21 protein-coding genes and 1 rRNA gene are annotated in these 24404 nt (G+C 41.3%); 17 read left to right on the top strand and 5 right to left on the bottom strand.

Annotated features, from left to right (window positions below):
* The first annotated feature begins 235 nt into the window (after positions 1-235).
* The 4 genes from JL57_RS19095 to JL57_RS19110 all read left to right on the top strand — a co-directional run bounded on the left by JL57_RS19095 (position 236) and on the right by JL57_RS19110 (position 3990).
* On the top strand, positions 236-508 hold the full coding sequence (locus tag JL57_RS19095) for a metal-sensitive transcriptional regulator (RefSeq protein ID WP_291300280.1): 273 nt from the start codon (positions 236-238) through the stop codon (positions 506-508).
* Positions 509-541: 33 nt separating this feature from the next.
* Positions 542-3304 (top strand): heavy metal translocating P-type ATPase, encoded by a 2763-nt coding sequence (locus JL57_RS19100; RefSeq protein ID WP_034143564.1) that lies wholly within the window; start codon positions 542-544, stop codon positions 3302-3304.
* A 233-nt stretch (positions 3305-3537) separates the two neighbouring features.
* Positions 3538-3738, top strand: coding sequence for a heavy-metal-associated domain-containing protein (locus tag JL57_RS19105; RefSeq protein WP_034143565.1), 201 nt, complete (start codon positions 3538-3540; stop codon positions 3736-3738).
* A 54-nt stretch (positions 3739-3792) separates the two neighbouring features.
* The gene (locus tag JL57_RS19110; RefSeq protein ID WP_034143586.1) at positions 3793-3990 is read left to right on the top strand and encodes a hypothetical protein; all 198 of its coding nucleotides are present in this window, start codon (positions 3793-3795) and stop codon (positions 3988-3990) included.
* A 133-nt stretch (positions 3991-4123) separates the two neighbouring features.
* Here JL57_RS19110 and JL57_RS19115 read toward each other — a convergent pair whose 3' ends face one another.
* Positions 4124-4330, bottom strand: a complete 207-nt coding sequence (locus tag JL57_RS19115) for an alpha/beta-type small acid-soluble spore protein (protein WP_009622708.1) — start codon at positions 4328-4330, stop codon at positions 4124-4126.
* A gap of 275 nt (positions 4331-4605) precedes the next feature.
* Between JL57_RS19115 and JL57_RS19120 the strand changes: the two genes are divergently transcribed.
* Complete coding sequence (locus JL57_RS19120) at positions 4606-5253, top strand: hemolysin III family protein (protein WP_034143566.1); 648 nt, start codon at positions 4606-4608, stop codon at positions 5251-5253.
* A gap of 27 nt (positions 5254-5280) precedes the next feature.
* Here JL57_RS19120 and JL57_RS19125 read toward each other — a convergent pair whose 3' ends face one another.
* Complete coding sequence (locus JL57_RS19125) at positions 5281-5736, bottom strand: YbjN domain-containing protein (RefSeq protein ID WP_034143567.1); 456 nt, start codon at positions 5734-5736, stop codon at positions 5281-5283.
* A 218-nt stretch (positions 5737-5954) separates the two neighbouring features.
* Between JL57_RS19125 and JL57_RS19130 the strand changes: the two genes are divergently transcribed.
* The 5 genes from JL57_RS19130 to fdhE all read left to right on the top strand — a co-directional run bounded on the left by JL57_RS19130 (position 5955) and on the right by fdhE (position 12920).
* On the top strand, positions 5955-7070 hold the full coding sequence (locus JL57_RS19130; protein ID WP_034143587.1) for a cache domain-containing protein: 1116 nt from the start codon (positions 5955-5957) through the stop codon (positions 7068-7070).
* 419 nt (positions 7071-7489) lie between these two features.
* Positions 7490-10525 carry a formate dehydrogenase-N subunit alpha gene (gene fdnG, locus JL57_RS19140; protein WP_291300276.1) on the top strand — a complete coding sequence of 1012 codons (3036 nt, stop codon included), beginning with the start codon at positions 7490-7492 and terminating at the stop codon, positions 10523-10525.
* The gene (locus JL57_RS19145) at positions 10525-11343 is read left to right on the top strand and encodes a 4Fe-4S dicluster domain-containing protein (protein ID WP_034143569.1); all 819 of its coding nucleotides are present in this window, start codon (positions 10525-10527) and stop codon (positions 11341-11343) included. The genes fdnG and JL57_RS19145 overlap by 1 nt, the downstream gene beginning before the upstream one ends.
* 2 nt (positions 11344-11345) lie before the next feature.
* On the top strand, positions 11346-12062 hold the full coding sequence (locus JL57_RS19150) for a formate dehydrogenase subunit gamma (RefSeq protein WP_034143570.1): 717 nt from the start codon (positions 11346-11348) through the stop codon (positions 12060-12062).
* A gap of 75 nt (positions 12063-12137) precedes the next feature.
* Positions 12138-12920: a formate dehydrogenase accessory protein FdhE gene (gene fdhE, locus JL57_RS19155; protein ID WP_034143571.1), complete on the top strand. Its 783-nt coding sequence runs from the start codon at positions 12138-12140 to the stop codon at positions 12918-12920.
* A gap of 172 nt (positions 12921-13092) precedes the next feature.
* On the opposite strand, the gene JL57_RS19160 is transcribed toward fdhE, so the two are convergent.
* On the bottom strand, positions 13093-13674 hold the full coding sequence (locus JL57_RS19160) for an HPP family protein (protein ID WP_034143589.1): 582 nt from the start codon (positions 13672-13674) through the stop codon (positions 13093-13095).
* A 31-nt stretch (positions 13675-13705) separates the two neighbouring features.
* A complete protein-coding gene (locus tag JL57_RS19165) occupies positions 13706-14176 on the bottom strand; it encodes a CBS domain-containing protein (protein ID WP_034143572.1) in 471 nt (156 codons plus the stop codon).
* Positions 14177-14379: 203 nt separating this feature from the next.
* On the opposite strand from JL57_RS19165, the gene atoS reads away from it, so the two are divergent.
* The 6 genes from atoS (at position 14380) to JL57_RS19195 (ending at position 21979) form a co-directional block, all read left to right on the top strand.
* Positions 14380-16215 (top strand): two-component system sensor histidine kinase AtoS, encoded by a 1836-nt coding sequence (gene atoS / locus JL57_RS19170; RefSeq protein WP_034143573.1) that lies wholly within the window; start codon positions 14380-14382, stop codon positions 16213-16215.
* A complete protein-coding gene (locus tag JL57_RS19175) occupies positions 16208-17584 on the top strand; it encodes a sigma-54 dependent transcriptional regulator (protein ID WP_034143574.1) in 1377 nt (458 codons plus the stop codon). The genes atoS and JL57_RS19175 overlap by 8 nt, the downstream gene beginning before the upstream one ends.
* A gap of 349 nt (positions 17585-17933) precedes the next feature.
* Entirely contained in the window at positions 17934-18317 is a 384-nt protein-coding gene (locus JL57_RS19180; RefSeq protein WP_034143575.1) for a hypothetical protein, read from the top strand.
* Entirely contained in the window at positions 18317-19234 is a 918-nt protein-coding gene (locus JL57_RS19185; RefSeq protein WP_291300281.1) for a sulfite exporter TauE/SafE family protein, read from the top strand. The genes JL57_RS19180 and JL57_RS19185 overlap by 1 nt, the downstream gene beginning before the upstream one ends.
* Positions 19234-20067: a TIGR02186 family protein gene (locus JL57_RS19190; RefSeq protein ID WP_045690960.1), complete on the top strand. Its 834-nt coding sequence runs from the start codon at positions 19234-19236 to the stop codon at positions 20065-20067. The genes JL57_RS19185 and JL57_RS19190 overlap by 1 nt, the downstream gene beginning before the upstream one ends.
* 313 nt (positions 20068-20380) lie before the next feature.
* A complete protein-coding gene (locus tag JL57_RS19195; protein WP_034143591.1) occupies positions 20381-21979 on the top strand; it encodes a peptide chain release factor 3 in 1599 nt (532 codons plus the stop codon).
* A gap of 58 nt (positions 21980-22037) precedes the next feature.
* Here the strand turns inward: JL57_RS19195 and JL57_RS19200 are convergent, their stop codons facing one another.
* Positions 22038-23255, bottom strand: a complete 1218-nt coding sequence (locus tag JL57_RS19200) for an N-acetylmuramoyl-L-alanine amidase (protein WP_034143577.1) — start codon at positions 23253-23255, stop codon at positions 22038-22040.
* A gap of 948 nt (positions 23256-24203) precedes the next feature.
* Between JL57_RS19200 and JL57_RS34865 the strand changes: the two genes are divergently transcribed.
* Positions 24204-24404, top strand: a 16S ribosomal RNA gene (locus tag JL57_RS34865); the annotation flags it as partial.

Genomic DNA, 24404 nt, shown 5'->3' on the forward strand with positions numbered 1-24404 from the left:
GGCTTCTCCGCTATGCTAACACGTGCGAAGACAGTGTCTGCAAGAAGGCTAATACGTGCGAAGACAGTGTCTTCGTGGGCGTTAGCCAAGTTTACTTAATATTTATAAATAATGCATTGACATATAGCATAGGGGGGTATACTATATGAGAGAGGTGAACGATATGAAATCCAATGAAAAGCAAGTTCATACGTGTTCAGTATGTCAAGGTGAAGGGGAAATTCAAGGAGACCGAATGAGTCCTCATGACGAAAAGACGATTAAAGAGCTTGTCAATCGGATGAATCGCATCGAAGGTCAAATTCGGGGAATTAAAGGCATGATCGAACGGCATGTCTATTGCGATGATATTTTAAATCAGATCTCTTCTGCTCAATCCGCTTTAGATGGGGCTTCGCGCTTGCTTTTAGAAAAACATATGAAATCTTGCGTCAAAGAGCAACTTCAGGCTGGAGATGAACAGGTTATCGATGAGGTCCTTAAGACAATCTTTCGCATGATTCGTTAATTAGGAAGCCCGTTTTTAGGGGAGGGATTTAGAATGTCGGAAAATATAGTCCGTGAGAAAAAAGAGATCAATGTCTATGGTATGTCCTGCCAACATTGTGTAAATCAGGTTACTAAACTTCTAGAAACCTTTCCGAGTGTGGAACAGGTTAAAGTAAGCTTGGAGGATTCGAAAGCGACCTTCGTTTGGGATCCCACTCAGGTCAATGTGGCAGATATTAGACATGAATTAGAAGAAGCTGGCTATGCATTGGAAAAATTGGCCGACGAAAAGACAGTTCTCTTAGAGCCAGATCAGAAAGAGCCAGATCAGGCAACGCATGATGAAAAGCCTGATCAGAAAAGGCCAAATATCCCGAAAGATCAGGAAACATTAACAATTGCCACGCCAGAGCAAAAACAACAGTTTAAAATAAGTGGGATGACCTGTGCAAATTGCGCTTTGACGATTGAAAAAGGCCTTAAAACTATGCCAGGGGTCAAAACGGTTGCTGTCAATTTTGCTTCAGAAAAGCTAACCGTAGAAATGGATTCCAGTGTGGTTAATGAGGATGCCCTGCTTACAAAAATTAAGGATCTTGGGTATGCTGCCCAAAGTGAGGACAGCGGAAAACAACAATTTAAAGTGGGCGGGATGACCTGTTCAAACTGTGCTTTAGCCATTGAAAAAAAACTTAAGGGTACTCAGGGGGTTCAAACTGTTGCGGTAAATTTAGCGAGTGAAACTGTGACGGTAGAGTTTGATCCAGGTGTTGTAACAATCAGTGAGATCTTTGAGCAAGTGCGGGAGGCAGGGTATACTCCCATGGAGAACAAAGACGAGAATCAAGGGGATCGTGCAGCAATCAAACAGCGCAATTGGCTCATCTTTAGTGCCATTCTTTCCCTGCCGATTATGCCTATTATGTTTCTGCCTATGTCGAGACCGTTGATGTATACGATGCTTATTCTGGCGACCATTGTCCAGTTTACGGCCGGTTGGACGTTTTACCGTGGTGCTTATCACGCGTTGAAAAACCGCTCAGCCAATATGGATGTTTTAGTTGCTATTGGAATTACAGCCGCCTACGGATATAGCTTAATGACAACCTTGCATATGTTTTTCCCAACCCTCTTCTTTGAAGGTCCCAATTTCTTTGATACCTCGGCCTTGTTGATTACCTTTGTGCGTTTTGGGAAGTATCTAGAGGCTAAAGCCAAGGGTCGGGCGGGTCAAGCCTTAAAAAAACTCTTAGAGTTACAGGCTGATAAAGCGCATTTGTTAGTCGATGGTCAGGTCAATGAAGTGTCAGCTTCGGACCTGAAAATCGGAGATATTACCCTCGTTAAGTCCGGAGAAAGAATTCCGGTTGATGGTGAGATTATTGAGGGACAAGCTAGTATTGATGAGGCGATGCTGACAGGGGAATCCATACCCGTTGACAAAAGTGTTGGGGACCCTGTAATCGGAGCTACGATTAATCGTTCAGGAAGTATTAAGGTTAAAACCACTAAAACGGGTAAGGACACCATTCTGGCTGGAATTATTAAATTGGTGGAAGATGCTCAGGGGGTTAAGCCGCCGATTCAAAGGCTGGCCGATATGATTTCCAATTACTTTGTCCCAGCCGTGGTTTTGATTTCACTTCTTACGTTTGCAATTTGGTATGTTCTCCTGCATAGTACGTTTGTATTTGCCTTTACGGCGGCTATTGCTGTCTTGGTCATTGCTTGTCCCTGTGCCTTGGGGCTAGCTACTCCGACGGCGATTATGGTGGGTAGCGGGGTAGGCTTAAATCGGGGTATTTTATTCAAATCTGCAGCCGTACTTGAAGGGATTGCTCACTTGCAAGCGATTGGTTTTGATAAAACAGGGACATTGACTAAAGGAACTCCCGAAGTGACGGATATTGTTCCCTATGGAGATTTTACCAAACAGGATGTCCTTAAAATTGCAATTGCTGGAGAGAATCTCTCGATTCACCCGCTTGCCCAAGCGGTTGTGGCTGAGGGCAAGAAAGAGCAGCTGGCAATTCATGAGGTGGAGAATTATAAGGAAGAGGCTGGGTATGGAGTCACGTGCACTTATGAAGGGCAAGAGTTACTGATTGGAAACATTAAGCTGCTGCACTTGCACAAGGTAGAAGTTGTTGAGCAGTCAGAACAGGATTTCCAACGCTTAGCCGAATCCGGTAGAACGACTAGTTTTATTGCCCTTGGGGGCCGAGTCATTGGGCTCATCGCCCTGGCGGATGTCGTAAAAGATAGTACCAAAGAGGCCATCCGACGCTTGCACAAATTAGGTTTAAAGACGTTTATGATTACAGGGGATAATAAAAAGGTCGCCAATGTTGTGGGCGAGCAAGTCGGTATTGATGAAGTTATCGCCGAAATTTTACCGCAAGATAAGATAAATATTATCAAGAAGTATCAAGAGCAGGGGTATAAGGTGGCTATGGTGGGGGATGGGATTAATGATGCTCCTGCGCTAGCTCAAGCTGATATTGGGATCGCCATCGGTTCAGGAACTGATGTGGCTAAGGAAACCGGGGACGTAGTGTTAGTCCGCAATGACTTGCTTGATGTAGAGCGAGCCATTCGTTTAGGGCGGAAAACCTTGAGTAAGATCAAACAAAACCTTTTCTGGGCCTTGATTTACAATGTCATCGGTATCCCGATAGCCGCTGGTGTCCTTTATCCGATCACCGGTGAACTTTTACCACCCGAATGGGCTGGACTGGCTATGGCTTTTTCATCGGTTTCCGTAGTGACCAGTTCTATTCTGCTGAGACGGTATGATAAACAGCTAGAGGGTTAGTCTTAAGGAAAATTTAAGGAGTATTCTAGGAGTGTAAACAGTTTCCTCTCTTGATGATATATGAAGTTGCAGCTATCAAAACAAGCGAGTAGGCTCTGTTAGCAAAGTTTCCTCTGTTGGCAATTAATAGCTGCCCTGTAGAGGATATAGATATTCTTCAATAATTTGCTGAGGTTATCGTCATCTGGCCTCCGGCCTCTGACCTCTGACTTCCGAAAAGCGAGGTGAAAAAAATGAGCCAAACTATTCTAAAAGTAGAAGGTATGACTTGTAATCATTGTAAAATGAGGGCTGAAAAAGCCTTGCAAGCAGTAAGTGGTGTGGAAAGCGTCAAAGTTGATCTTGCAGCCAAAGAAGCGGTCGTTACCGGAGAGGCAGAGCGCGCGAGTCTGGTTAAAGCTGTTGTTGATGCCGGTTATTCGGTAGTAGAATAAGCATGAATACATCATCTTTGGATAAACTAAATGAGTCTGGAGGTGATGATGATCATGCCGAGAAATGATGGCAATAAAGACAAGAATGAAGATTTAAAGAAAATTGAGTTAACACTGCGGAATATCCATAAAAATGAAGAATTTTTAGCGGAAAATGCTGGAGAGCTAACTCCTCATCAACTCAAGGATGTTAAAGCGCATTTGTCTTCTAAGAAAAAGCACCTTGAAGAAACAGATGGTACGATTAAATAGGAGCGAGCAAATCGCTCCTATTATTTTTTTGATTTAACGAATACTCACTATTATTCTTTTGCTTTGAACAAATACTAAGGGGGATATCTTTCGATATCCCCCTTAGTGTAATCCTTGTTACCCTTTTGGAACGTTAGATTTTGCTTCCACCTTTAAGGTGCTCTTCAGCAAATTGAATCATACGTTTGGTCATTTGACCACCAACGGAACCGTTCTCACGACTTGTGCGGTCTCCACCTAATTGAAGGCCCATTTCATTTGCTACTTCATACTTGAATTGATCTAATTGCTGTGAAGCTCCCTGTGCTGCTGGGGTATTAGTGTTTCTTTCTCCTGCCATGATTAGGTACCCTCCTTTTATTTGTGTTTGTATAGTGGAACATTCTTATTATGGCTTCTGCAAGTTTTCTTACTCAGGTAATTATTGCTATAATATAAAGAGCTTTCCTTTTTTTTTGACTAAAAGCAAAAGCACTAATTAAAGTGTTCAGGGCTTTTGTGAATTTGCGATTTACAGGTGAGTTAAAAAAAGGTATGGTTGAATTTACCTGAAATAAGGTTTAAAATGGGATTAAAGAATTTATCTTTGGTCAAGGGATTTGTGGAGGGTGAAAAATGACATTAAAAATGAAGGAACCGGTAAACACTTGGACTCATTTTATTTTGTTCATGGCGGCAATTGTAGGACTTGTTTTCTTAATTGTTTTGAGCAAAAATAATCTTTCCAAACTTGTTACGATGACGATTTATGGGCTTAGTATGATCGTGCTTTATGGGGCTAGTTCGCTCTATCATTGGGTAAAAACCACGCCTCAGAAAGAGCTAATCCTTAAAAAGGTAGATCATATTGCTATTTACTTTTTAATTGCTGGTTCGTATACCCCGGTTTTTTACTATGGACTGGATGGGGCATGGCGTTGGGCGATGCTCACAGCAGTTTGGGTCTTAGCTCTAACTGGCATGGCGCTGAAAATTTGGTTTATCCATGCACCGCGCTATGTATCGTCTGCTTTTTACGTCTCGCTAGGCTGGATCGCCTTGGTACCTTTTCTACAACTCATCAAGAATTTACCGATGGGTTCGATCATCCTCATGGCGGTAGGCGGAGTCGTGTATACCATGGGTGCCATAATCTATGCGACCAAAATTTTTGACTTTTATCCTAAACGTTTTGGTTTTCATGAAGTTTTCCATTTGTTTATTGCAGCCGGAAGTATTGTTCATTACCTAATGGTTCTTATTTATATTGTACCAATGACATAGTAAAGGAGTGGTAATATACCACTCCTTTTAAATGTCTTCAGTACAATAGGCAGCTGCCTCTTCCGCACTTAAATCTCCGTAAACGAGTTTCATTAATCCAGGATAATAAGTGTCAAACCCTAGCACTCCGTTCCAAACAATATTTAGGACCTGATCATGAGAAGGCTCGGCATCAGCCAAATCAAGGAAGGTGCGATAGCGGATTTCGCCGTTATCCATATCCATTTCAAAATTCCCGTTCACGAGTTCGTAATTAACACGGCTCATGAAATCGCATACTTCAAGGCGTTTGGAGTAGGGGATTTTTTGATCGATATGCGTATTGCAAAGTAAGGATTCTTGCTCTTCGTCTACAAGCAGGAAAGCATGGAAACTCGTGTTAATACCACGAATCTCAAGCTTAATAATCCCATTCTTGTTGTCAAAATCAAATTCCCAACCGTTTTGGCTTAGAATCTCATAGAGCACCCGAAACAAGGACATTAGATCATCCTCCTTTATCTGCGCTTAATATATAGAAATTCCACATGAGTTGAATAATTCCTTCCCATTCTTGGAGGTAAACCGAAAAAATACTTTTATAGAAATAAAGGTTTTATATTAGTAGATGACGAATTTGAATTTACTGAAGATTAAAGAAATTTCTCCGAGGAGGAGTGCAATTGAGTCCACGTTCACTTAAATATCAAATTCTCTTGCTGATGATTGGATCGCTTATTTTTTTAGCAGCGATTTTTATGCTCGTATTCGGTTGGTATACGCGACAACAGGCGGTAGATGCTTCAATTGTTAAAGCAAAATCCGACTTGGCGACGTGTATGGAGATTATCGATCTAACTTACGCTGGACCTTGGAATATACGTCAAGGGATGTTGTATAAAGGAGAAAATCAGGTATCCCATAAAACAGAACTAGTAGATCATTTAGCCGAGCTAACAGGTAACACAGTAACTTTATTTCTCAATGATACTCGTATTGCTACAACTGTGCGCAGCGCTAATGGAGAAAGAGCTATTGGTACAAAAGTTTCTGACACTGTGGCACAGAGCGTCTTAAAAAATGGTCAGATTTACCTTGGTGAAGCAAATGTCGTAGGGCACCTCTATCAGACGGCCTACCAGCCAATCCGAGATATTAATGAAGATATTATCGGGATTTTTTACGTCGGGATTTCAAAAAGCTATGCCCAGGTATTCTTCGTGAACTCATTGATACGACTGACCGTCTTCGGTTTGGGATTGACCCTGATCGTCGTGGTAGCAACGTGGTTTTTTATTCAAAAAGTAATTATTCGACCTCTCCATGAAATTACCCTGGGAACTCGTGATGTCGCCACAGGTCATGCGACGGAGAAGATCCAGGTTACTGGACCTAAGGAAATTGGAGATCTGGCGTTTGCTTTTAACCAAATGGTTGAACGTTTAGGGAGTATTGCTGACGAAATGAGCAAATCTTCCTGCCCCAGAGATACGAAAGTTCGAAACGAGTCTTTAGAAAACAGTAAAATTGAAGAGCTCGATCTAATCTCAATTAACATGACAAAACTACACCGGAACAATGAACAAATGGTCCTGCCAAAAGGGCTGAATCAGCTGACGTTGAAGCAAATCATCTCTTTCTTGCGCTCGACAAACGAACCGGTCTCAGCTGATATTGTGGCAGAGGGAGTCAACCTAACTCGTGTAACAGTGCGTAGATATCTGGAGTTTTTAGAACAATGTGGAGTGCTAGCTGTAGAATTAAGATATGGAACCGTAGGAAGACCCGTTAAACTGTTTCAGCCAATCATGGATTTAAATTCAATAGATATTGGATGATCCTGTTTCCACAGCGTTATAAATCAACATCTCTGAATACCTCCTAAGGGAGGTATTTTTTTGCACTATCAGAAAGTATAAACTTGCGTTATATACTTTCTAAGCATAAGGGCAACTAGGCAGCCGCCTGCGCAAGGCTGATAGAATGATTAATACGTGCGAAGACAGTGTCTTCGGGCGCCAGCCAAGTTTTCTTTATTTCTTTATTTCTTTATGTTTTTAATAATTCTTTTCTACTATATAGTTTCTTTATTTACTAAATGAACAGAATCGTGACTAAGTCGAAAAAGCGAGTTAAGCTATAGAAGGTATATTTCGAAAATTCATAACAATTAGACGGTCTTCTGTGCGCAAACGGTTTAACCAAGATCGGTCCAAGTCAAATGGTAGTTCAGAGAACATTAGAGGGAGGAAAAAAGATGGATGTTTCTCGTCGTGGTTTCCTTAAACTTTCAGGACTTTCCATCGCCGCTTTTGCTGCAGGCTTGGGATTTGATCCAGCCTTAGCGGAAGCCAAAGGGTATGCTTTGAAACTAGAAGGAACCAAAAAGATTCCTAGCATCTGCCATTTCTGCTCAGGCGGATGTGGGATGCTGCTGTATGTGAAAGAGGGCAAGCTGATTCACTTAGAAGGTGATCCGGATCATCCGACCAATGAGGGGACTCTTTGCCCCAAGGCAGCAAGTTTATTGAGTGTCGCTAACTCACCAGATCGTGTTACCAAGCCGAGACGGCGGGCTCCTGGGGCCAATAAGTGGGAAGATATTTCATGGGAAGAGGCACTGGACATCGTTGCTAAGAAAACTAAAGAAGTCAGGGATGCTAGTTGGAAAGCCGCTGATCAGATCGTCAATACGAAAACCGGACTACCCGAAAGCTTGTCTGTGAACCGTGTAGAAGGAATCGCCTTCTTGGGTTCTGCTGAAGTTGACAATGAAGAGTCTTATCTTATTAAGAAATTCTGCCAGCTCATTGGAACCCCTTACAATGAACACCAGGCTCGGATATGACACGCTCCCACGGTGGCAAGTTTGTCACCTTCATTTGGTCGCGGTGCGATGACAAATTCCTGGTCTGATTTAAAAAATGCCGAGGTCTTTTTAATTGCGGGAAGTAACTGTGCCGAGAACCATCCGATTGCCATGAAGTGGATTAATCGGGCTAAAGAAAAAGGCGCAAAAATTATCGTCGTCGATCCACGCTTTACGCGGACAGCTTCTAAAGCAGACATCTTCGCCCAAATCCGTCCGGGAACAGATATTGCCTATCTCGGTGCTATTATAAATTATATTCTTGAACAGAAATTGTACGATCAGAACTATGTTTTGAACTTCACCAATGCCCTCACGAAGATCAGCAAAGATTATAAATTTGAAGATGGCCTCTTCTCTGGTTATGATCCCAAAACTAGAAAGTATGCCATGGCGAGCTGGGGTTACCAACTTGGGCCGGATAAAAAGCCCTTGAAAGCTGAAACTATTGAGGACCAAGATAGCGTATTCTCTAAGCTTAAAGCTCATTATTCTAGATATACGTTTGAAACAGCCGAAAAAATCTCAGGGATTCCTGCTGCGAAGATTAAAGAGATTGCGGACGTCTTCTGTAAAGGAAAACCGGGAAGTATACTTTATGCCCTAGGAATGACTCAACACACCACGGGCGTGCAAGGGATTCGTGCCTATGCCATCATTCAACTGTTGTTGGGCAACATCGGAAAAGCAGGTGGTGGCATCAATGCTCTGCGTGGAGAACCCAATGTTCAAGGCTCAACGGATATGGCAAACCTCGTTAGTAACCTACCGGGCTATTTACCACATCCGATTAATACAGATAAGACCATACGCGATTATCTGGTACGTAGCGGGTCATTTTTTGAAAAACATCTGGTAGCCCAACTTAAAGCATGGTTTGGAGAAAACGCCACCAAAGAAAATGACTATGGATTTAGCTATTTACCGAAGACCAATCCCACAGTGAATGCAACAATGATAAAACTCTTTGAAATGATGAATAAAGGACAGTTTAAGCTGCTCTTTAACGTTGGCTCGAATTCTTCAGTTTCCATTCCAGACCTAAAGCTTGTTCGGTCTGCTTTAGCAAAACTCGATATGTTGGTCGTATCTGACCTCTTCGAGATTGAAACTGCTCAGTTCTGGCGTGCTCCAGGAGTGAATCCAGCAGATATTAAGACCGAAGTCATCATGTTCCCTGCTGCTTTCGTCTATGAGAAGGCAGGTAGTATGTCGAATTCTTCGCGCTGGATTCAGTGGAAAGAGGCTGCCCTCAAGCCACTCGGAGATTCGCTGCCGGACCTCGATATGCTGGACCACCTTTTCAAGAAAATCCGTAAATTATATGCTGGGAGCACAGATGTTAAGGATGCCCCGATTCTGAAGGCTCGTTGGGACTATGGTGAGCATACCAGCGCTTTGAAAGTGCTTCAGGAGCTGAGTGGGTATGACGAAACGACTGGTAAGCTCTTTCCGACCATTGGGGATTATCTCAAAGCACCCATCGGTACAGCTTCTACAGGGTGTTGGATCTATGCTGGCGTGACTGGTAATGGAAACCTTGCGGCTCGTCGTAACAATACTGACCCTTCAGGACTGGGACTGTTTAAAGAGTGGAGTTTTGCTTGGCCGGGAAATGTTCGTATCCTCTATAACCGTGCCTCCTGCGATGAAGCGGGTCAGCCAGTTGACGCTAAACGCAAACTTATTTGGTGGGATGCTGCAGCTAAGGTTTGGGCAGGAAATGACGGCGGGGACCTTGTGGATAAGACCAAGGGACCTGAGACGCCTGAAGGAAAGTTAAGTTTCCGTATGAATCCTGAGGGTGTGGGTCGGTTGTTTGCAGCGACCTATATGAGCGGAATGCCTGCAGAACCACCTGCTGATGGTCTTCCAGCTGTCGGGATTCGTGCCGCAGGGACCTGTGTAGATGGACCGTTTCCGGAATTCTACGAACCGACGGAAAGCCCAACCACCAACATCTTGCATCCTAAGGTTTCAATCAGTCCATGTGCACTGGTTGTATCGACTCAGATTGGCAAGTCAGAAGAATTTCCACATGTTCTGACCACTTATGGAGTGGTCGAGCATTTCTGTGCCGGAGGAATTACGCGTAATATTCCTTGGCTGAATGAAATTATGCCGGAGCCTTTTGCGGAGATTAGTAAAAACCTAGGAGCAAAAATTGGGGTTAAAGAAGGGGATGTGGTCGAAGTCTCTTCTGCTCGTGGCAAAATCACCGTACGAGCCTTAGTAACGGATCGAATACAGACGTACAAAATCAATGGAAAAGATACTGAAACCATCGGGATGCCTTGGAGCTGGGGCTTTGCTAGCTTAAGTTCTGGTCCGAGTACCAATGAAATAACCATTGCAGCCATTGATCCTGGAGCCGGTACTCCAGAGTATAAAGTTTGCCTAGTCAATATAAGGAGGGCAAATTGATGACAAGGAAAACGGTTTTAATTGATACTTCATTATGTACAGGATGTAAGGCGTGCTCTGTGGCGTGCAAGGCTTGGAACGAGCTTCCCGCGGAGAAAACTCAGTTGATCACGAGTTATCAGACTCAGAATGCTTTTACCACGAAGACTTGGACTTATATGACCTTCATTGAAAAATATGAAGATCATAAAATGAATTGGCTAATGCGCAAAGCACAATGCTTTCACTGTGCTGATCCTTCTTGCCTGAAGGCATGTTCTTCGAAGGCAATTACTCAGTCGGAATCTGGGTACGTCGTGATCGATCAGGATAAGTGCATTGGCTGCGGCTATTGTGTTGAAAACTGCCCGTTTGGGGTTCCTAAGGTCGATCAAGTCCAAAAGAAATCCTACAAATGTACGGGATGTATTGATCGGGTCGAGAATAATCTGCTCCCAGCTTGTGTTCATACCTGTCAACCAGGTGCTTTAAGTTTTGGAGAACGTGACGCTATGCTGGCGCAAGCGAAGAAGCGTCTTGCTGAGGTTCAGAAGACTCATCCTAAAGCGCAGCTCTATGGAGAAACGGAAATGGGTGGCACGACGTATCTCTATTTGTTATTGGATGGCCCAGAAGTCTATGGGCTACCGGTTAATCCAACGATTCCGCTCTCTCTAACTCTATGGAAAGACGTGATAAGACCTGTGGGAGGACTTGCAGTCGGTGGAGCGGCTGCAGCCGTGGTTGTAGGGGTTTTCGCCAATCTCTTAAGAGGAAATTACCGGTCTAGTGGGGATGACTCTATCAATCATGCAGATAGCCAGAAAGGGGGTAAATAGTAATGGCAGTCAAAATGAAGACCAACAATCCAACCCAAATGACGATTGAACCAAATAAGGTTTTGCGTTTTACTAAAGGAGAACGCATTAGTCACTGGGTTCATGCCATTGCCTTCTTTGTATTGCTCTTTACTGGATTGGGAGTTCTTAGCGTTTTCTTCCAACCAGCGATGGGTGTCGTCGGCGGGATTCAAGCTGCTCGTGTGATACACCGTGTTGTGGCAGTTGTGTTTGTGGTAGTAGTAGGTTTGACGTTCTTTGTTGGAAATACCCGCCATCACTGGGAGTGGTTAAAATCAGTCTTTAAGTTTACAAAATCAGATTTGCAACACGTCATGGCATTTCCTAAGGAGTTCTTCGGGGGACACGGAACCTATCCACCTCAAGACAAGTATAATGGCGGGGAAAAAATCAACTCGATGATTACTATTTTCGGTATTGTTTTCATCACCCTCAGTGGGATCGTACTGTGGTTTGCTCCGTCTTTTCCTCCAGGTTTAGTGCGTTGGGCTTATCTAGTACACGACCTCTCTATGTTTATGATGACAGCGGCAGTCATTGGGCATATGTATTTAGGACTATTACACCCGGATTCAAACCCTTCTATTTCTGGCATGATCAATGGTTATGTACCCACAAAGTTCGCGCGTTCGCACCATGCCAAATGGTATGACAGAGTGAAAGATGAGCAAGATGGTTCCGAAACCGTCGCGAAATAATTAGGAAACAGAGCTTAGTCTAGTCCGGATTACTCACAGTTGGCTAAAATATGAATGTAAGGGGAGCTCCTATCAATGAACAAAAATATGCATAAAATGGATGTAGCTGAAGATATAACTCTGGAGCAAGCTTATCAGACCTATAGCCTTCTTAAGAACGAAGTCAGAAGCTGGCAGGACGAGCGGGGTAACTTTTGGTGGGAGAGATTGATTCCCACGGAGACTCCCCCTTACTATCCCCTGGTGGATTTACCGGAAGAGGCGGTTTTAGAGCTTTGGCAAAGGTTGAATCAGGTCGAGGGAGTAGCGGTTTCCGAAGCGGACTTAAGGGAACGGTGGAATGAATTTAAAGCAGTTCAACCTGTAACTGACACAAAAATGTTCAGTCGCTTGTATATCGCCTTAAGCGGCGTAGCACAGCTTTCTCGCGAAACGATTGCGGAACCGAAAAAGGATACGGTAAATAACCAAGCTGAAGATTATTCGAAAAAAGTTTCGTGCAAAAGCAGGGCCTGCCTGGTCTGTGGTGAGGCGGCAGGACTTTCAGTACTCACCCCGCCAAACGGTAATCGTTACTTGCACTGTATACTGTGCGGGCATGAATGGCCAGCGGAGCGTGTCGGATGTATTTGCTGTGGGAGTGAAGAAGCCTCTGAACAGACTTACCTTCATTCGGAGGATTTTCCAGGTGTTGATATGGTGGCTTGCCAGGCTTGTGGTCAGTATTTCAAAGAGGTGGATTTGCGCGTGTTGTCCGTCGAAGACTTTGTTTGGGAAGATTTAAGGACCCTGTCTTTAAATTACGCAGCGGAACAATGGTTTGCAGAACAAGCAAAACTGGCTGGAGACGTCCAGTAGGATTGATGTTCGATAAAACCTTAACCCAAAAGAAGAAGCGCTCAAAAAAATAAAATGTTTTTTGAGCGCTTCTTTAATTTTATCTGAAGTTCAGAGTGGTTAAAAGGTTTAAGCAAACTTATATTTCGGTAGACTGATTTTTTCTACCTTGATACCTTTTTTGTATCTAACCTCAGAAGAAACCTGAAAAAAGAACATTCATGTTTATTTTAATGTTTTTTAAATAGTGAGCCAGCGTTTTAAATGTAGAGACCTTATTTGGCAAGGAGTTATTTAAAGATTGTAATTGATAGAAGACACTTGATTTATCCACTATACCTATTATTTTATCATTATCAAGAACCGGAATAAAGTTTATGCCGTTACGGGAAAATATTTCGACTACTACGTTAATATCAAAATCATGATAGTTAATAGAGTAGACATTAACCGGTCTCATTAATTCCCTTACGGCAATTCCTGACTCATGGCATTTTTTAATATAATACCAGCTTGCATACTCGGATTTAAAGCAGGCATCTCCCTCAAGTTGTTTTATTTTAGTTGACTTTAATAAATTTTTCAAAGTTAAAAGCCCTACAGGCTGTTCAAGATTATTCAACACAATTAACATATGAGGGCCCTGCCAGGCTGAACCCTTATGAAAAGATTCTCTCATTAGTTTTAAAGCTTCACGTATTGAGTCATACTCGTTAATTGTAAGGAAATTATGGATTGGAATCATGAAACTATTCAACTGGTGGGTTGGAATCATAAAAATCCCTCCGTATTTCATTCTATTTTCTTTATAAAACATCGTCGATATACCAGAACAAATCAATAGTTCGTATCACACCCACAATTCTTTGGTTGTTAGAGACTAAAACGGAATTATAATTATGTTTTAAGATTAATAAAATAACTTCATCCAACTCATCAGATATATTTACCAATCGGCTCTTTAGGGGATGTATAAAGTTTTTTACTTGAAGGTTACTCGTAGGAACAGGTTTATTAAATAATAGGTTAATTAACCTATGACGGAGGCTGGGATATTTAAATTCCCTGCTTGCTGTTAAAGCTGAGCGTAGGGTAAGCATCCCTGTAATTTCACCGGAAGAGCTGGTTGTTAAAAGTGCCTCATAATTATGCCAGATGTTATCCCTTTTCTTAAATTCCTCTGTCAATAGATTAATTGCATTATCAAGGGACCCCTCTTCCGAAATACTGGGATATTGGTCCAAAGGAATCATTATTTGTCTTAGATCAATTTTCATAAAGACTAGCCTCTTTTCCTAGTCGTTTGAATTTTCCTTTCCATTTAGACAAAGCAAGATTTATGCCACTGAAAAAAGGGCTTATTACAGGGGAATATAATAGGAATGGGCAAAAAATACTCATTGAATGTGAAAAAATATTCTCATCTACTGGGCTGATGTATGTATAATAGATATAAGCATTTGTATGCGGAGGGATTTTGATGAGAATAAAAATTACACAAGATGGATTCATTGATCATTTATTAAAAATTATTGCTATTCTGCTGTTAATTCCTATTGGATTAACTGGATATCTTTATTATCTGGTACAATCAACGGAACTAGGTTTGGTGGATACTCAGCGTCAAGTTATGGAAAAGGCCATGACTTACCTGGACGATTACCTGCCCAAGACTTTTAATCAAATAATAAACGATGTGGGGGTTGAAGATATACCACAGAGGGAGCAGGCAAAAGCCCTTAATAAAGTTTTACAACCTATCATTATAGAGGCAAAGAAGGTATACCCTAACTTGGATGTTGGATATTATTGGAAAGATTATGATGTAATTCTAGATGGTAATAACATTCACCTGCGTGAAAATTTTTCGACGCGTAGAAAAAATAATTTCGATGACGCCCTTAGCAATAAAAGTATGGTTTTTCAAGTTTTCGGTGGGATATCGGAAAACGGCCAACTGGAAGCCTACCAACCCATCATTAGAGACGGCAAAATCATAGGTGCTGTTTGGGCAAGCTCAGATTTTGAACCGATATCCCAAAAAATTGTTCAAATGAAACAGGTAGTTTACGGAATCATTTCTATCGGAATCTTTCTTGCTTTTGGTGGCACATTTAGCCTTATCAGGAAGTTTACCTTAAGCGTTAATGACGTTAAAAAAAATCTAAGTATAATATCAAATAACCCGACGTTTATAATTCCACGGGCACCGGGGGAACTTGGAGAGATAACCGAAGCAATTAACCAAATGTACAACAAGTTAATTGACGTACAAAATTACAATCAAGAAATTTTAACCAGTATTGATGATGGGATCATTACAGTTAATAAAGAACAGAAAATTGTCAGCATCAACCTTGCAGCTTACCACATGCTAAGTCTTGGTAAAGATATTCTTGGACAAAGCATGCATGATGTTTTCTTGGAGAACAGTCCGTTTAAAGAGTGCTTAAATAATACTCTTTTAGATAATCAGCCCGTTAAGGATGTAGAGGTTATCTACGAGGATTTAGTTGGTAACCCCAGACATCTGCTTATAAGTACATCACTCATGGTAAATGTACGACAAGATCTGGTGGGAGCGCTTTTACATTTTCGCGACATAACAGAATTGATTCACCTAAGGGAAGATATAAATAGGCAGGAGAGATTTGCTTCGCTGGGAAAAATCATTGCCGGGGTGGCCCATGAAATTAGAAGTCCATTAACCTCAATAACCGGATATATGCAGTTCTGGAATCAAGGGCATGTACCCTCTCAAAAATCCTTAAATATTGTTAACCGGGAAATGACCAGATTAGCTAATATAACCGATGAATTATTACAGTTTGCCAGACCATCTCGAGCAACTCTGATACCCTGTCAAATAAATAGCTTAGTTAAAAGACTCGGGCAATTTTTTGTCGATGCTCATGGAGATCGGGTTGAATTAGTAACAACTCTGGGCGAGGATCTGCCGGAAGTTATGATTGACCAGTACCAAATAGAGAAAGTACTCTCGAATATAATGTATAATGCTTTTCAATCTACAGAGGGTAAGGGTAAATTGGAGACATCAACCTTTTATGATAAAACAAAAAATATGGTTGGCATATCAATTAAAGATAACGGTTGTGGAATAACAGAAGAAAACTTGACCAAGATTTTTGAACCATTTTTCACTACCAAATCAAAGGGAACCGGTTTGGGGCTTGCTATAGCCCGTGAAATCTTAGAAGCCCATAAGGGTGTGTATGAGGTGGAAAGTAAGGTTGATGTCGGTACAGTTATTAAGATCTTTATCCCAATAGCAGAAAGTGGTGACAATAATGGCTAGAATTCTTGTAATTGATGATGAAGAGGGTGTATGCGAACTTTTGCGTGATGTTCTGGAAAACGCAGGATATGAGGTTTTTGTAACCTATACGGCCGCAGAAGGCATGGAGGCCTTAAATAACTTTGACCCGGATACAATTCTGCTTGACATTAAGTTGCCGGATGATGATGGTATCAGAGTCATGGAAAAAATCAAAGATAGAGGGTTCACAGTGCCCATAATATTAATGACTGCCTTTGGTACAACTGAAATAGCCATTCATGCTATGAAGGAAGGGGCCCACGATTACCTGAATAAACCGTTAAACCTTGATGAACTTATTATTACAGTCCAGAGGACAGTAAAAATGAAATACTTGGTCTCAGAGGTTGCGATCCTTAGAGAAAAGTTAGAAGATGAGTTGAATCCCTTCGATAATTTTATTGGGCAGTCAAGAATAATGCAGGAAATCTCTAAAATAATTGGAAGGATAGCAGACACAGATATAACAGTACTGATTCAAGGTGAGAGTGGAACGGGTAAGGAAGTCGTGGCTAGGTCTATTCATAAGAATAGTAAACGTAACCACTGCCCATTTATAAATATTAACTGCGCCACTATTCCAGAGAATCTTATGGAAAGTGAATTATTTGGCCACGAAAAAGGCTCCTTTACTGGAGCGATTAGCCAAAAAATGGGAAAGTTTGAACTGGCTCACAGCGGTACTGTTTTTTTGGATGAAATTGGAGAATTAACGCACCACGCCCAAACCAAATTACTTCGTGTGCTGCAGGAGAGAGAGTTTGAACGGGTGGGTGGAATAAATAACATTAAGGTGGATATCCGCATACTGGCAGCAACCAATAAAGACCTGCAAAAACTGGTGGAAGAAGGTAAATTTAGGGAAGATTTATTTTACAGGCTAAATGTAGTTAATATAAAACTCCCCCCCCTTAAGGATAGAAAAGAAGATATTATACTATTAGTTAATTATTATATTAATAAATTTGCCCAGAAACATGTTAAAAAAATAACTAGCATGTCAAAAGAAGCGCTTAATTTCATGATTAATTATCCCTGGCCGGGTAATGTCAGGGAATTAATAAATACTTGTGAACAAGCTGTGGTTATGACTAGGGGTACTGTCATTTTACCGGATGATCTAGCTATGTTAGAAGGGAATCGTCCCTCTTGCAGAGACTCAGATTTAGAGCTAAATATAAAACTAAGACTTAAAAGGCCAATAAAAGATATCCTGGCAGAGGTAGAAAAGCAGGTTATTATTAAAACATTAAAAGATCACAACTGGAGCAGGCAGGAGTCTGCCAACACCTTAGGATTTAACAGACGATCGCTATATGCAAAAATGAAGGAATATGATCTGTTATAACAAAGGAGTAATTTATACTCATAGAATGGGAAATAATATTCCCAAAGCCGGCACTTTCGAGAGGTGCTGGCTTTATTTTTGCCAGAAAACCAGGGCTGTATGATGTGGCATAGATTTTGCTTATATTGCTTATACGGAAAACAAATCGTTGGTAAAATTTCAGTCTCTTGGAGGTGGTGATTTAACTAAAGAGGACTACAAGCCTAATAACAAATTAATTATTTCACATCTAAAAATGAATCTTATTTAAGCATTTTGAGACTCTTCCATCTATAGGTTTTTACTATTTTAACCATTATCTTTGTAGCACGTAAAGTTATACCAAAAATTCGTTTGGGGAGGAATAGCCATGACCGAAATGAACGTCGAAAAGTTAGGTAAAATTAGTTTTAAGTTAAGTTGCGCAGTGTTAGTCCTTTCTGTCCTTTTCTTCTGGATAAGCCTGAACTTACTAAAGTCAGAAGTTTTCACTCATTATTACGATCCTAGTAAGCACGTTATTGTAAGTCAAAATCATGATACTAAAGAGCTGTACTCATGGAAAGATGTTAACGGTAATGTTTATACTCCTGAAGATCCACAAGTTGCCAACTTCACCTGGGGTTCAACTGGAATGTTGTTGGTAACGATGCTCCTAGGTATTGGTCTTCAAAAGGCAGGTATTTGTTGCAGCAAAATACTGATGATGAGAAACAAAACTGTGTCCTTTCATATCAATAGGGGGGGAGAATGATGGATATTTTCCTTCCTATTGCCAGAATGCCTATATCGATTTTTGCCATCCTTGGTATGGGTGGGATGGTTGGTTTACTCTCTGGTCTGTTCGGAGTTGGCGGAGGATTCTTATTAACCCCACTTCTTATGTGGATGGGTATACCACCTGCTGTAGCTGTTGCCTCTGATACTAATCAAATTGTAGCAGCCTCCGTTTCCGGTACTATCGCTCATAGCAGAAACAAAAATGTAGATTTTAAGCTCGGCTTTATCATACTTGTTGGAAGCTTGATAGGGGGGAGTTTTGGGACGGCTCTAGTAAAAATATTACAGTCCTTAGGTAATTTTGAATTTGTACTAAAATCCACTTATGTAGTCATGCTGCTTGGCGTAGGGGTCTTTATGTTTATAGAAAGTATTAATTCTTTAAGGAAGAAAGGTCAAAAAGATTTAGGCACCCCAAAGGAATCCGGGGCAATGCGTCTTATGAACAAGTTGCCTATAAAAATGCATTTTGAGGTGTCGGGTATTGATTGTTCGGTTATCTCACTTTTCCTACTTGGCTTACTGATTGGTATACTAGCAGCTCTCATGGGTGTTGGCGGCGGTTTCATCATGCTGCCTGTGATGATTTACCTGTTAGGGATGCCGACAATTAAGGCTGTAGGAACCAGCGTTTTTGTTATTATTTTTACTGCCATCAACGTGACAATGGCTCAAAGTACTCTAAACCACACTGTAGATGTGGTCTTGGCAATTGTTTTGTTGATTGGCTCATCCATTGGCGCTCAATTTGGAGCTAAGCTTGGTAAAAAGCTTCCGGCTGAGCAGCTAAGAGTAATTTTTTCCGTGATTGTTCTAGCGGTAATGATTAAAATGCTGCTCAGTCTGGTTGTGGCACCATCCGCTTTAATTTCTATAGGGGGTGGCCATTGATGAAACGATTGGGGGTAGTACTACTGGGGCTAGTATTCTTCTTTTCCTTAGCCCACCAAGGAATGGCGGCAGAAAACAAATTAACGGTTTCACCGGAAAAAATAGAAGTAGGATTAGGTTTTAAAGGATCTATTCTAAATATCTCAGGATCCGTTCCCGACAATGCAGGAGTCTATATTAAGGTTAGTTCCCCTAACGACTCAATCCTGAATTTGAGTAAAAAAGGAAAGGTAAGTCTGTTTTGGATGAATGTCGAAAATACTTCTGTGGCCAAGGTTCCTAAATTATATCAAGTACTTTCATCCAGACCAGTATCAGACTTATCAGAAGACCTTCAAAATGAATTAGGTATTGATAAAAATTTCTCAGCTGTTTATCAGGCAGTTAAGGTAAGTAAGCATAGTGAAAGCGGGTCTGTTAATCTGGATGAGTCTCAGTCGAAAGAATTTATAAGTTCACTGGTAACTATTTTCAAGAAAGCCGGATTGTACGGGCTAAACGAAAGTACAGTCCAGGTTAAAGACGGGAATTTTAAGGCAAGTTTACAACTCCCTGCTAATATTCCCCAGGAAAAATGTAATGTCACTGTATATTTTATTAAGGGTGGGAAGGTTATAGGAACTAGTAATGAGTCCTTCAATGTTGAAACTGTAGGAATTGTCAAGTGGTTAAATGACCAGGCTATCTACGACGGGCCTTCCTACGGTTTTATGTCAGTAATGATTGCTCTGATAGTGGGTGCGGCAATAGCATACCTGTTCATCTTCTTGGAATCCCGGAAGAACCCAGATATAACTAAAGAGATGTTAATGAATACGAAGGGCGGTCATTAATTTTATGGTGAGAAGAAAAAGGTCGGCCTCCCGACGAGTCATGAAAAGGGGAAGAATTGCTCTTACAAAGAGAGCAATTCTTCCCCTTTTTGTACTATTCAGAAATTATTACAACCTTACATTTTATACTTAAACCACCCCCACTTATAGAAGTGGGGGTCTTTAAAACTGGATAAATGATTTGAAGAAATGTACTTAAGCGTGTTATAATAGGTCTTTATGAATTTAAAAAATTAAAGTGTTCATTGAAAGATATAAATTTGAATAAGGTGTATGACAAAAGTTTGTTAAGGAGTTAAAGACATTGAACCAAATGGAATTAAAATTAGAAATTAATGCTCGTAAAACCTTTGCCATCATTTCCCATCCTGATGCGGGAAAAACGACATTAACAGAAAAGCTGCTGCTTTTCGGAGGGGCGATTCACGAAGCTGGGTCAGTCAAAGCCAGAAAAGCGGAACGATATGCCACGTCAGACTGGATGGATCTCGAACGGCAACGTGGGATTTCTATTACATCAAGTGCCCTCCAATTTAAGTATCAAGGGTATGTTATCAATATTCTTGATACTCCAGGACACCAAGATTTCAGTGAAGACACCTACAGGACGTTGACAGCTGCGGATAGTGCGGTAATGCTAATTGACGCTGCCAAAGGAGTTGAGACTCAGACCAAAAAACTGTTTCAGGTCTGTCGTCAACGGGGAATTCCAATCTTTACTTTTATTAATAAATGTGATCGTAATGCGAAAGATCCTCTTGATCTAATGGATGAGGTAGAAAAGGTCTTAGGGGTCGAATCCTATGCGATGAATTGGCCTATTGGTATGGGCCCTGATTTTAAAGGAATTTATGATCGCCAAACAGAGCAGGTTGAGCGGTTTGTGGAAGGTAGTAGTAAATTCAGTGCTAAGCCACCGGTATCTGGTGCTCTCAGCGATCCAAAAGTACAAGAAGGGATCGGAGATAGTCTACTCACTCAACTTTTCGAGGAAATTGAACTTCTGGATATGGCAGGAAATGCTTTTTCCCAGGAACGAGTTGATCGGGGAGAAGTGACACCCGTGTTTTTTGGGAGTGCGCTGAATAACTTTGGTGTTCCCAACTTTTTGAATAGTTTTTTAGAACTAGCCCCTGCTCCACAACCGCGCAGCACAAATCTTGGTCATCTAAACCCGGAAACTCCCAGTTTTTCAGGGTATATTTTCAAAATTCAAGCTAACATGAATGCACAACACCGCGACCGTATCGCCTTTATCCGAATTTGCACGGGCCGATATGAACGAGGTATGAATGTGATTCATACGCGTTCCCATCGCCGACTTCGTCTTGCTCAGCCTCAGCAGCTGTTTGCCCAGGAACGAACAATTCTTGATGAAGCCTTTGCGGGGGATATCATAGGGGTTCATGATAGTGGACTTTTGCGAATCGGAGATGTTCTCACAGAAAAGGATGGACTTCAGTTTGAGGCAATGCCTTTCTTTAGCCCTGAAAATTTTGCGCGCATCAATATTGCAAATGCCTTAAAACGAAAACAATTCATTAAAGGGATTCAGGAATTACAGGAAGAAGGAGCCATTCACGTCTTTCGAGATCTTAATGTTGGAGTTGAGGCTCCGATTATCGGAGTGGTAGGGCAATTGCAATTTGAAGTGTTAGAATACCGCTTGCGTGAAGAATATGGAGTCCAGGTGGATATTCAACACCTACCCTTTGAAATCGTACGTTGGGTAAAAAGCGATCCTAAGACGGTTAAGTTGCTGACAGAATCAAGTATGAGTACCGTTGTGATGGATAAAGACGAAAACTACGCTGTTTTGTTATTGGATGAATGGAAGGCAAATTGGTTAAGTGATCGTTATGAGATTGAGTTTTTCATGCAACCAGAGGGTAAAGGAATATCGCTAGATTAATAACCATGGCCTAGGATTAAGATTAGCCTAGGCCATTCGTCTTCCCTAGAATAGCATTCTAATTATTACTTGATCGTGACATAGTTTGAACTTCAGGTTGTGTGGTAAACGTATGATCTAGGAAGATATGCCCTCCTATGGATTCACCACGTTCACCATTAATAAGAATACAAACTCCGTCAATTCCGGAGATTTGCATCACAGACCAAACGATCGATCTTATAGTAATATCCTCCTCTAAGGCCCCCCCGGGAAACTCATCCCGGATCTCTTTACTAAAGTTAATTGTAGCTAAGCCATTTTGAACAGTTAAGGAAAGTATCTTCGTTGTTGGAGCAAGTGTAGGGACGAGTTTGTCGGACTGAGGGCCTCGAATAAGTTGAATTAGGATAAGATTTGCTTTTTGAGCAAGATTTAGGGTTGACCACGATGATCTATTAATTAAACGATCTTCAGAAACAAGGTTTTCTAAGTTGTCGTTTGAAAAGTAGAGTTTATAGGTATCACCGCGAGTTAAGGGAGGACCATCTGGGGGTGCTAATGTTGTTGAGCTTTCTCGAACACCTAGTGGAAAGGCATTAAAGTAATGCTCAATCCCTGTACCTATGGCGTGGGCGATTGAGTCACGGTAATTGTCCGACAGCAAGAGTTTTCTTTCTCGAGGATTAGACATAAATCCTACTTCTACAATGACTGAGGGCATTTCGGATTGATTAATAATATAATAATCTCCTGCCTTGGCTTTACGCTTGTTATCGGGTTGAAGCTGCGTAAGCTGTGCTTGGATTATTTCCGCCAGTACTTTTCCTGACGGAGAATTTTGATGGTAATAGGTTTCCATCCCGTAGGAATTTCGTTGGGGGAAACTGTTGGCATGAATGCTCACAAATAAATCAGCATTGTTTTCAGTAGCTATCTGAATTCTGTTGTTCAACTCTACTCGTTTAGCCATACGCCCTAGGACAAACCCTGGGAGAAAAAAATCTTTATCAACCTCGCGTGTTAGTATTACTATACAGCCCATTGAATCTAAAACCTTTCCTAAGCGTAAAGAAATATCTAAATTTATGTCTTTTTCTTTGAACTCTGAATTTTGAGCCCCTGGGTCAGCTCCTCCGTGTCCAGGGTCTATTACAATAACTTTATCTTTTAGACTGGAAGACACTGTAGAGGTCAATTGCAATGATTGAGCTCCGATAATTAAAATGATCACTGCAATCATGACTCCTAAAACCGAGATCTTTCGAATACTGAATACGATCGACTTCTCAAACATACATTAGCACACTCCTCTCGAGAGAGTAATCTGTTTATGTATATTGCAAGAAGGTGTTTCGTAAACATTATTTAGAAAAGATATTGTTCAAAGAATTCAGAGAAATTGGGGGATGGGGCACTTGATTTGGGTTATCGTTTTAATTGTAGTGTTGTTGTTAAATATCCCTTTTGGGTATTGGAGAGGGAATGTTAAGAAGTTTACAGGGCAATGGTTTTTATCGGTCCATTTACCGGTTCTCGTGATTATGTTGCTTCGTATACGATTCGATCTCGGGTGGGAATGGACGACCTTTCCCATATTATTCGGGGCTTTTTTTTTAGGGCAATTCTTAGGCGCAAAGTGGCATCATCATTGGAAGAAGAGAATGCGGGTCAGTAATTGTTTATTTTATGATATTGTACGGACTAGGTGGATTATTATTATAGTTCGCTAGGGAGTAGCGGTTAGCATTCAGGAATAATATCTAGTGAACTGGATAAGTTCACTAATAATTCTAGAGAACCTGCATAAAAAAAGTATATTGTGAAATAATAATTGACATCATCTTGTCAAAGATGGTATTATAACCGAGCGCCTCAAAGGAGCATAGCGATCGAATAGTAAAGGTTAATAGTTGATCTGTGTTCGATATAACTTAGCAAAATTAGTTATTGACAACAAGACTTAGAAATGCTACGATATGCATCCGGCCCAAATGGCCAAAGACGCACAGTGATCGAAAATGCAAGGAGTCAAGGCTTCACGCAACTAGATCAAAACTTACGGAAATTAGTTGTTGACAACGAGAGTTGGAAATGCTAAGATGTAAATCCGGCCGCAAATGGCTAAAGAGTCATGGTCTTTGAAAACTAAACAACAAGGACAGCCAATGAGAGAAACTCGAAGGAGTTTCAAAATAAATCATGAGCGAATCATCTTCTTCAATAGTAGAAGTTTGAATAACTTTTTTTGGAGAGTTTGATCCTGGCTCAGGACGAACGCTGGCGGCGTGCCTAACACATGCAAGTCGAACGGCCTACTCGAGGTTCGATATTCGAGGTTCGAGGTTCGATTTAAGGTAGTTTGTGTGGTGTAAAAGACCATAAAGACTACTTGGGTCGAATATCGAATATCGAATGTCGAACTTCGTGGGCAGTGGCGGACGGG

The organism is Desulfosporosinus sp. BICA1-9, assembly GCF_000802135.1.

Coding starts and splice junctions, on each gene's coding strand:
- JL57_RS19095 (WP_291300280.1), top strand. CDS start 236: ATGAGTCCTCATGACGAAAAGACGATTAAAGAGCTTGTCAATCGGATG.
- JL57_RS19100 (WP_034143564.1), top strand. CDS start 542: ATGTCGGAAAATATAGTCCGTGAGAAAAAAGAGATCAATGTCTATGGT.
- JL57_RS19105 (WP_034143565.1), top strand. CDS start 3,538: ATGAGCCAAACTATTCTAAAAGTAGAAGGTATGACTTGTAATCATTGT.
- JL57_RS19110 (WP_034143586.1), top strand. CDS start 3,793: ATGCCGAGAAATGATGGCAATAAAGACAAGAATGAAGATTTAAAGAAA.
- JL57_RS19115 (WP_009622708.1), bottom strand. CDS start 4,330: ATGGCAGGAGAAAGAAACACTAATACCCCAGCAGCACAGGGAGCTTCA.
- JL57_RS19120 (WP_034143566.1), top strand. CDS start 4,606: ATGACATTAAAAATGAAGGAACCGGTAAACACTTGGACTCATTTTATT.
- JL57_RS19125 (WP_034143567.1), bottom strand. CDS start 5,736: ATGTCCTTGTTTCGGGTGCTCTATGAGATTCTAAGCCAAAACGGTTGG.
- JL57_RS19130 (WP_034143587.1), top strand. CDS start 5,955: ATGATTGGATCGCTTATTTTTTTAGCAGCGATTTTTATGCTCGTATTC.
- JL57_RS19145 (WP_034143569.1), top strand. CDS start 10,525: ATGACAAGGAAAACGGTTTTAATTGATACTTCATTATGTACAGGATGT.
- JL57_RS19150 (WP_034143570.1), top strand. CDS start 11,346: ATGGCAGTCAAAATGAAGACCAACAATCCAACCCAAATGACGATTGAA.
- fdhE (WP_034143571.1), top strand. CDS start 12,138: ATGAACAAAAATATGCATAAAATGGATGTAGCTGAAGATATAACTCTG.
- JL57_RS19160 (WP_034143589.1), bottom strand. CDS start 13,674: ATGATTCCAACCCACCAGTTGAATAGTTTCATGATTCCAATCCATAAT.
- JL57_RS19165 (WP_034143572.1), bottom strand. CDS start 14,176: ATGAAAATTGATCTAAGACAAATAATGATTCCTTTGGACCAATATCCC.
- atoS (WP_034143573.1), top strand. CDS start 14,380: ATGAGAATAAAAATTACACAAGATGGATTCATTGATCATTTATTAAAA.
- JL57_RS19175 (WP_034143574.1), top strand. CDS start 16,208: ATGGCTAGAATTCTTGTAATTGATGATGAAGAGGGTGTATGCGAACTT.
- JL57_RS19180 (WP_034143575.1), top strand. CDS start 17,934: ATGACCGAAATGAACGTCGAAAAGTTAGGTAAAATTAGTTTTAAGTTA.
- JL57_RS19185 (WP_291300281.1), top strand. CDS start 18,317: ATGGATATTTTCCTTCCTATTGCCAGAATGCCTATATCGATTTTTGCC.
- JL57_RS19190 (WP_045690960.1), top strand. CDS start 19,234: ATGAAACGATTGGGGGTAGTACTACTGGGGCTAGTATTCTTCTTTTCC.
- JL57_RS19195 (WP_034143591.1), top strand. CDS start 20,381: ATGGAATTAAAATTAGAAATTAATGCTCGTAAAACCTTTGCCATCATT.
- JL57_RS19200 (WP_034143577.1), bottom strand. CDS start 23,255: ATGTTTGAGAAGTCGATCGTATTCAGTATTCGAAAGATCTCGGTTTTA.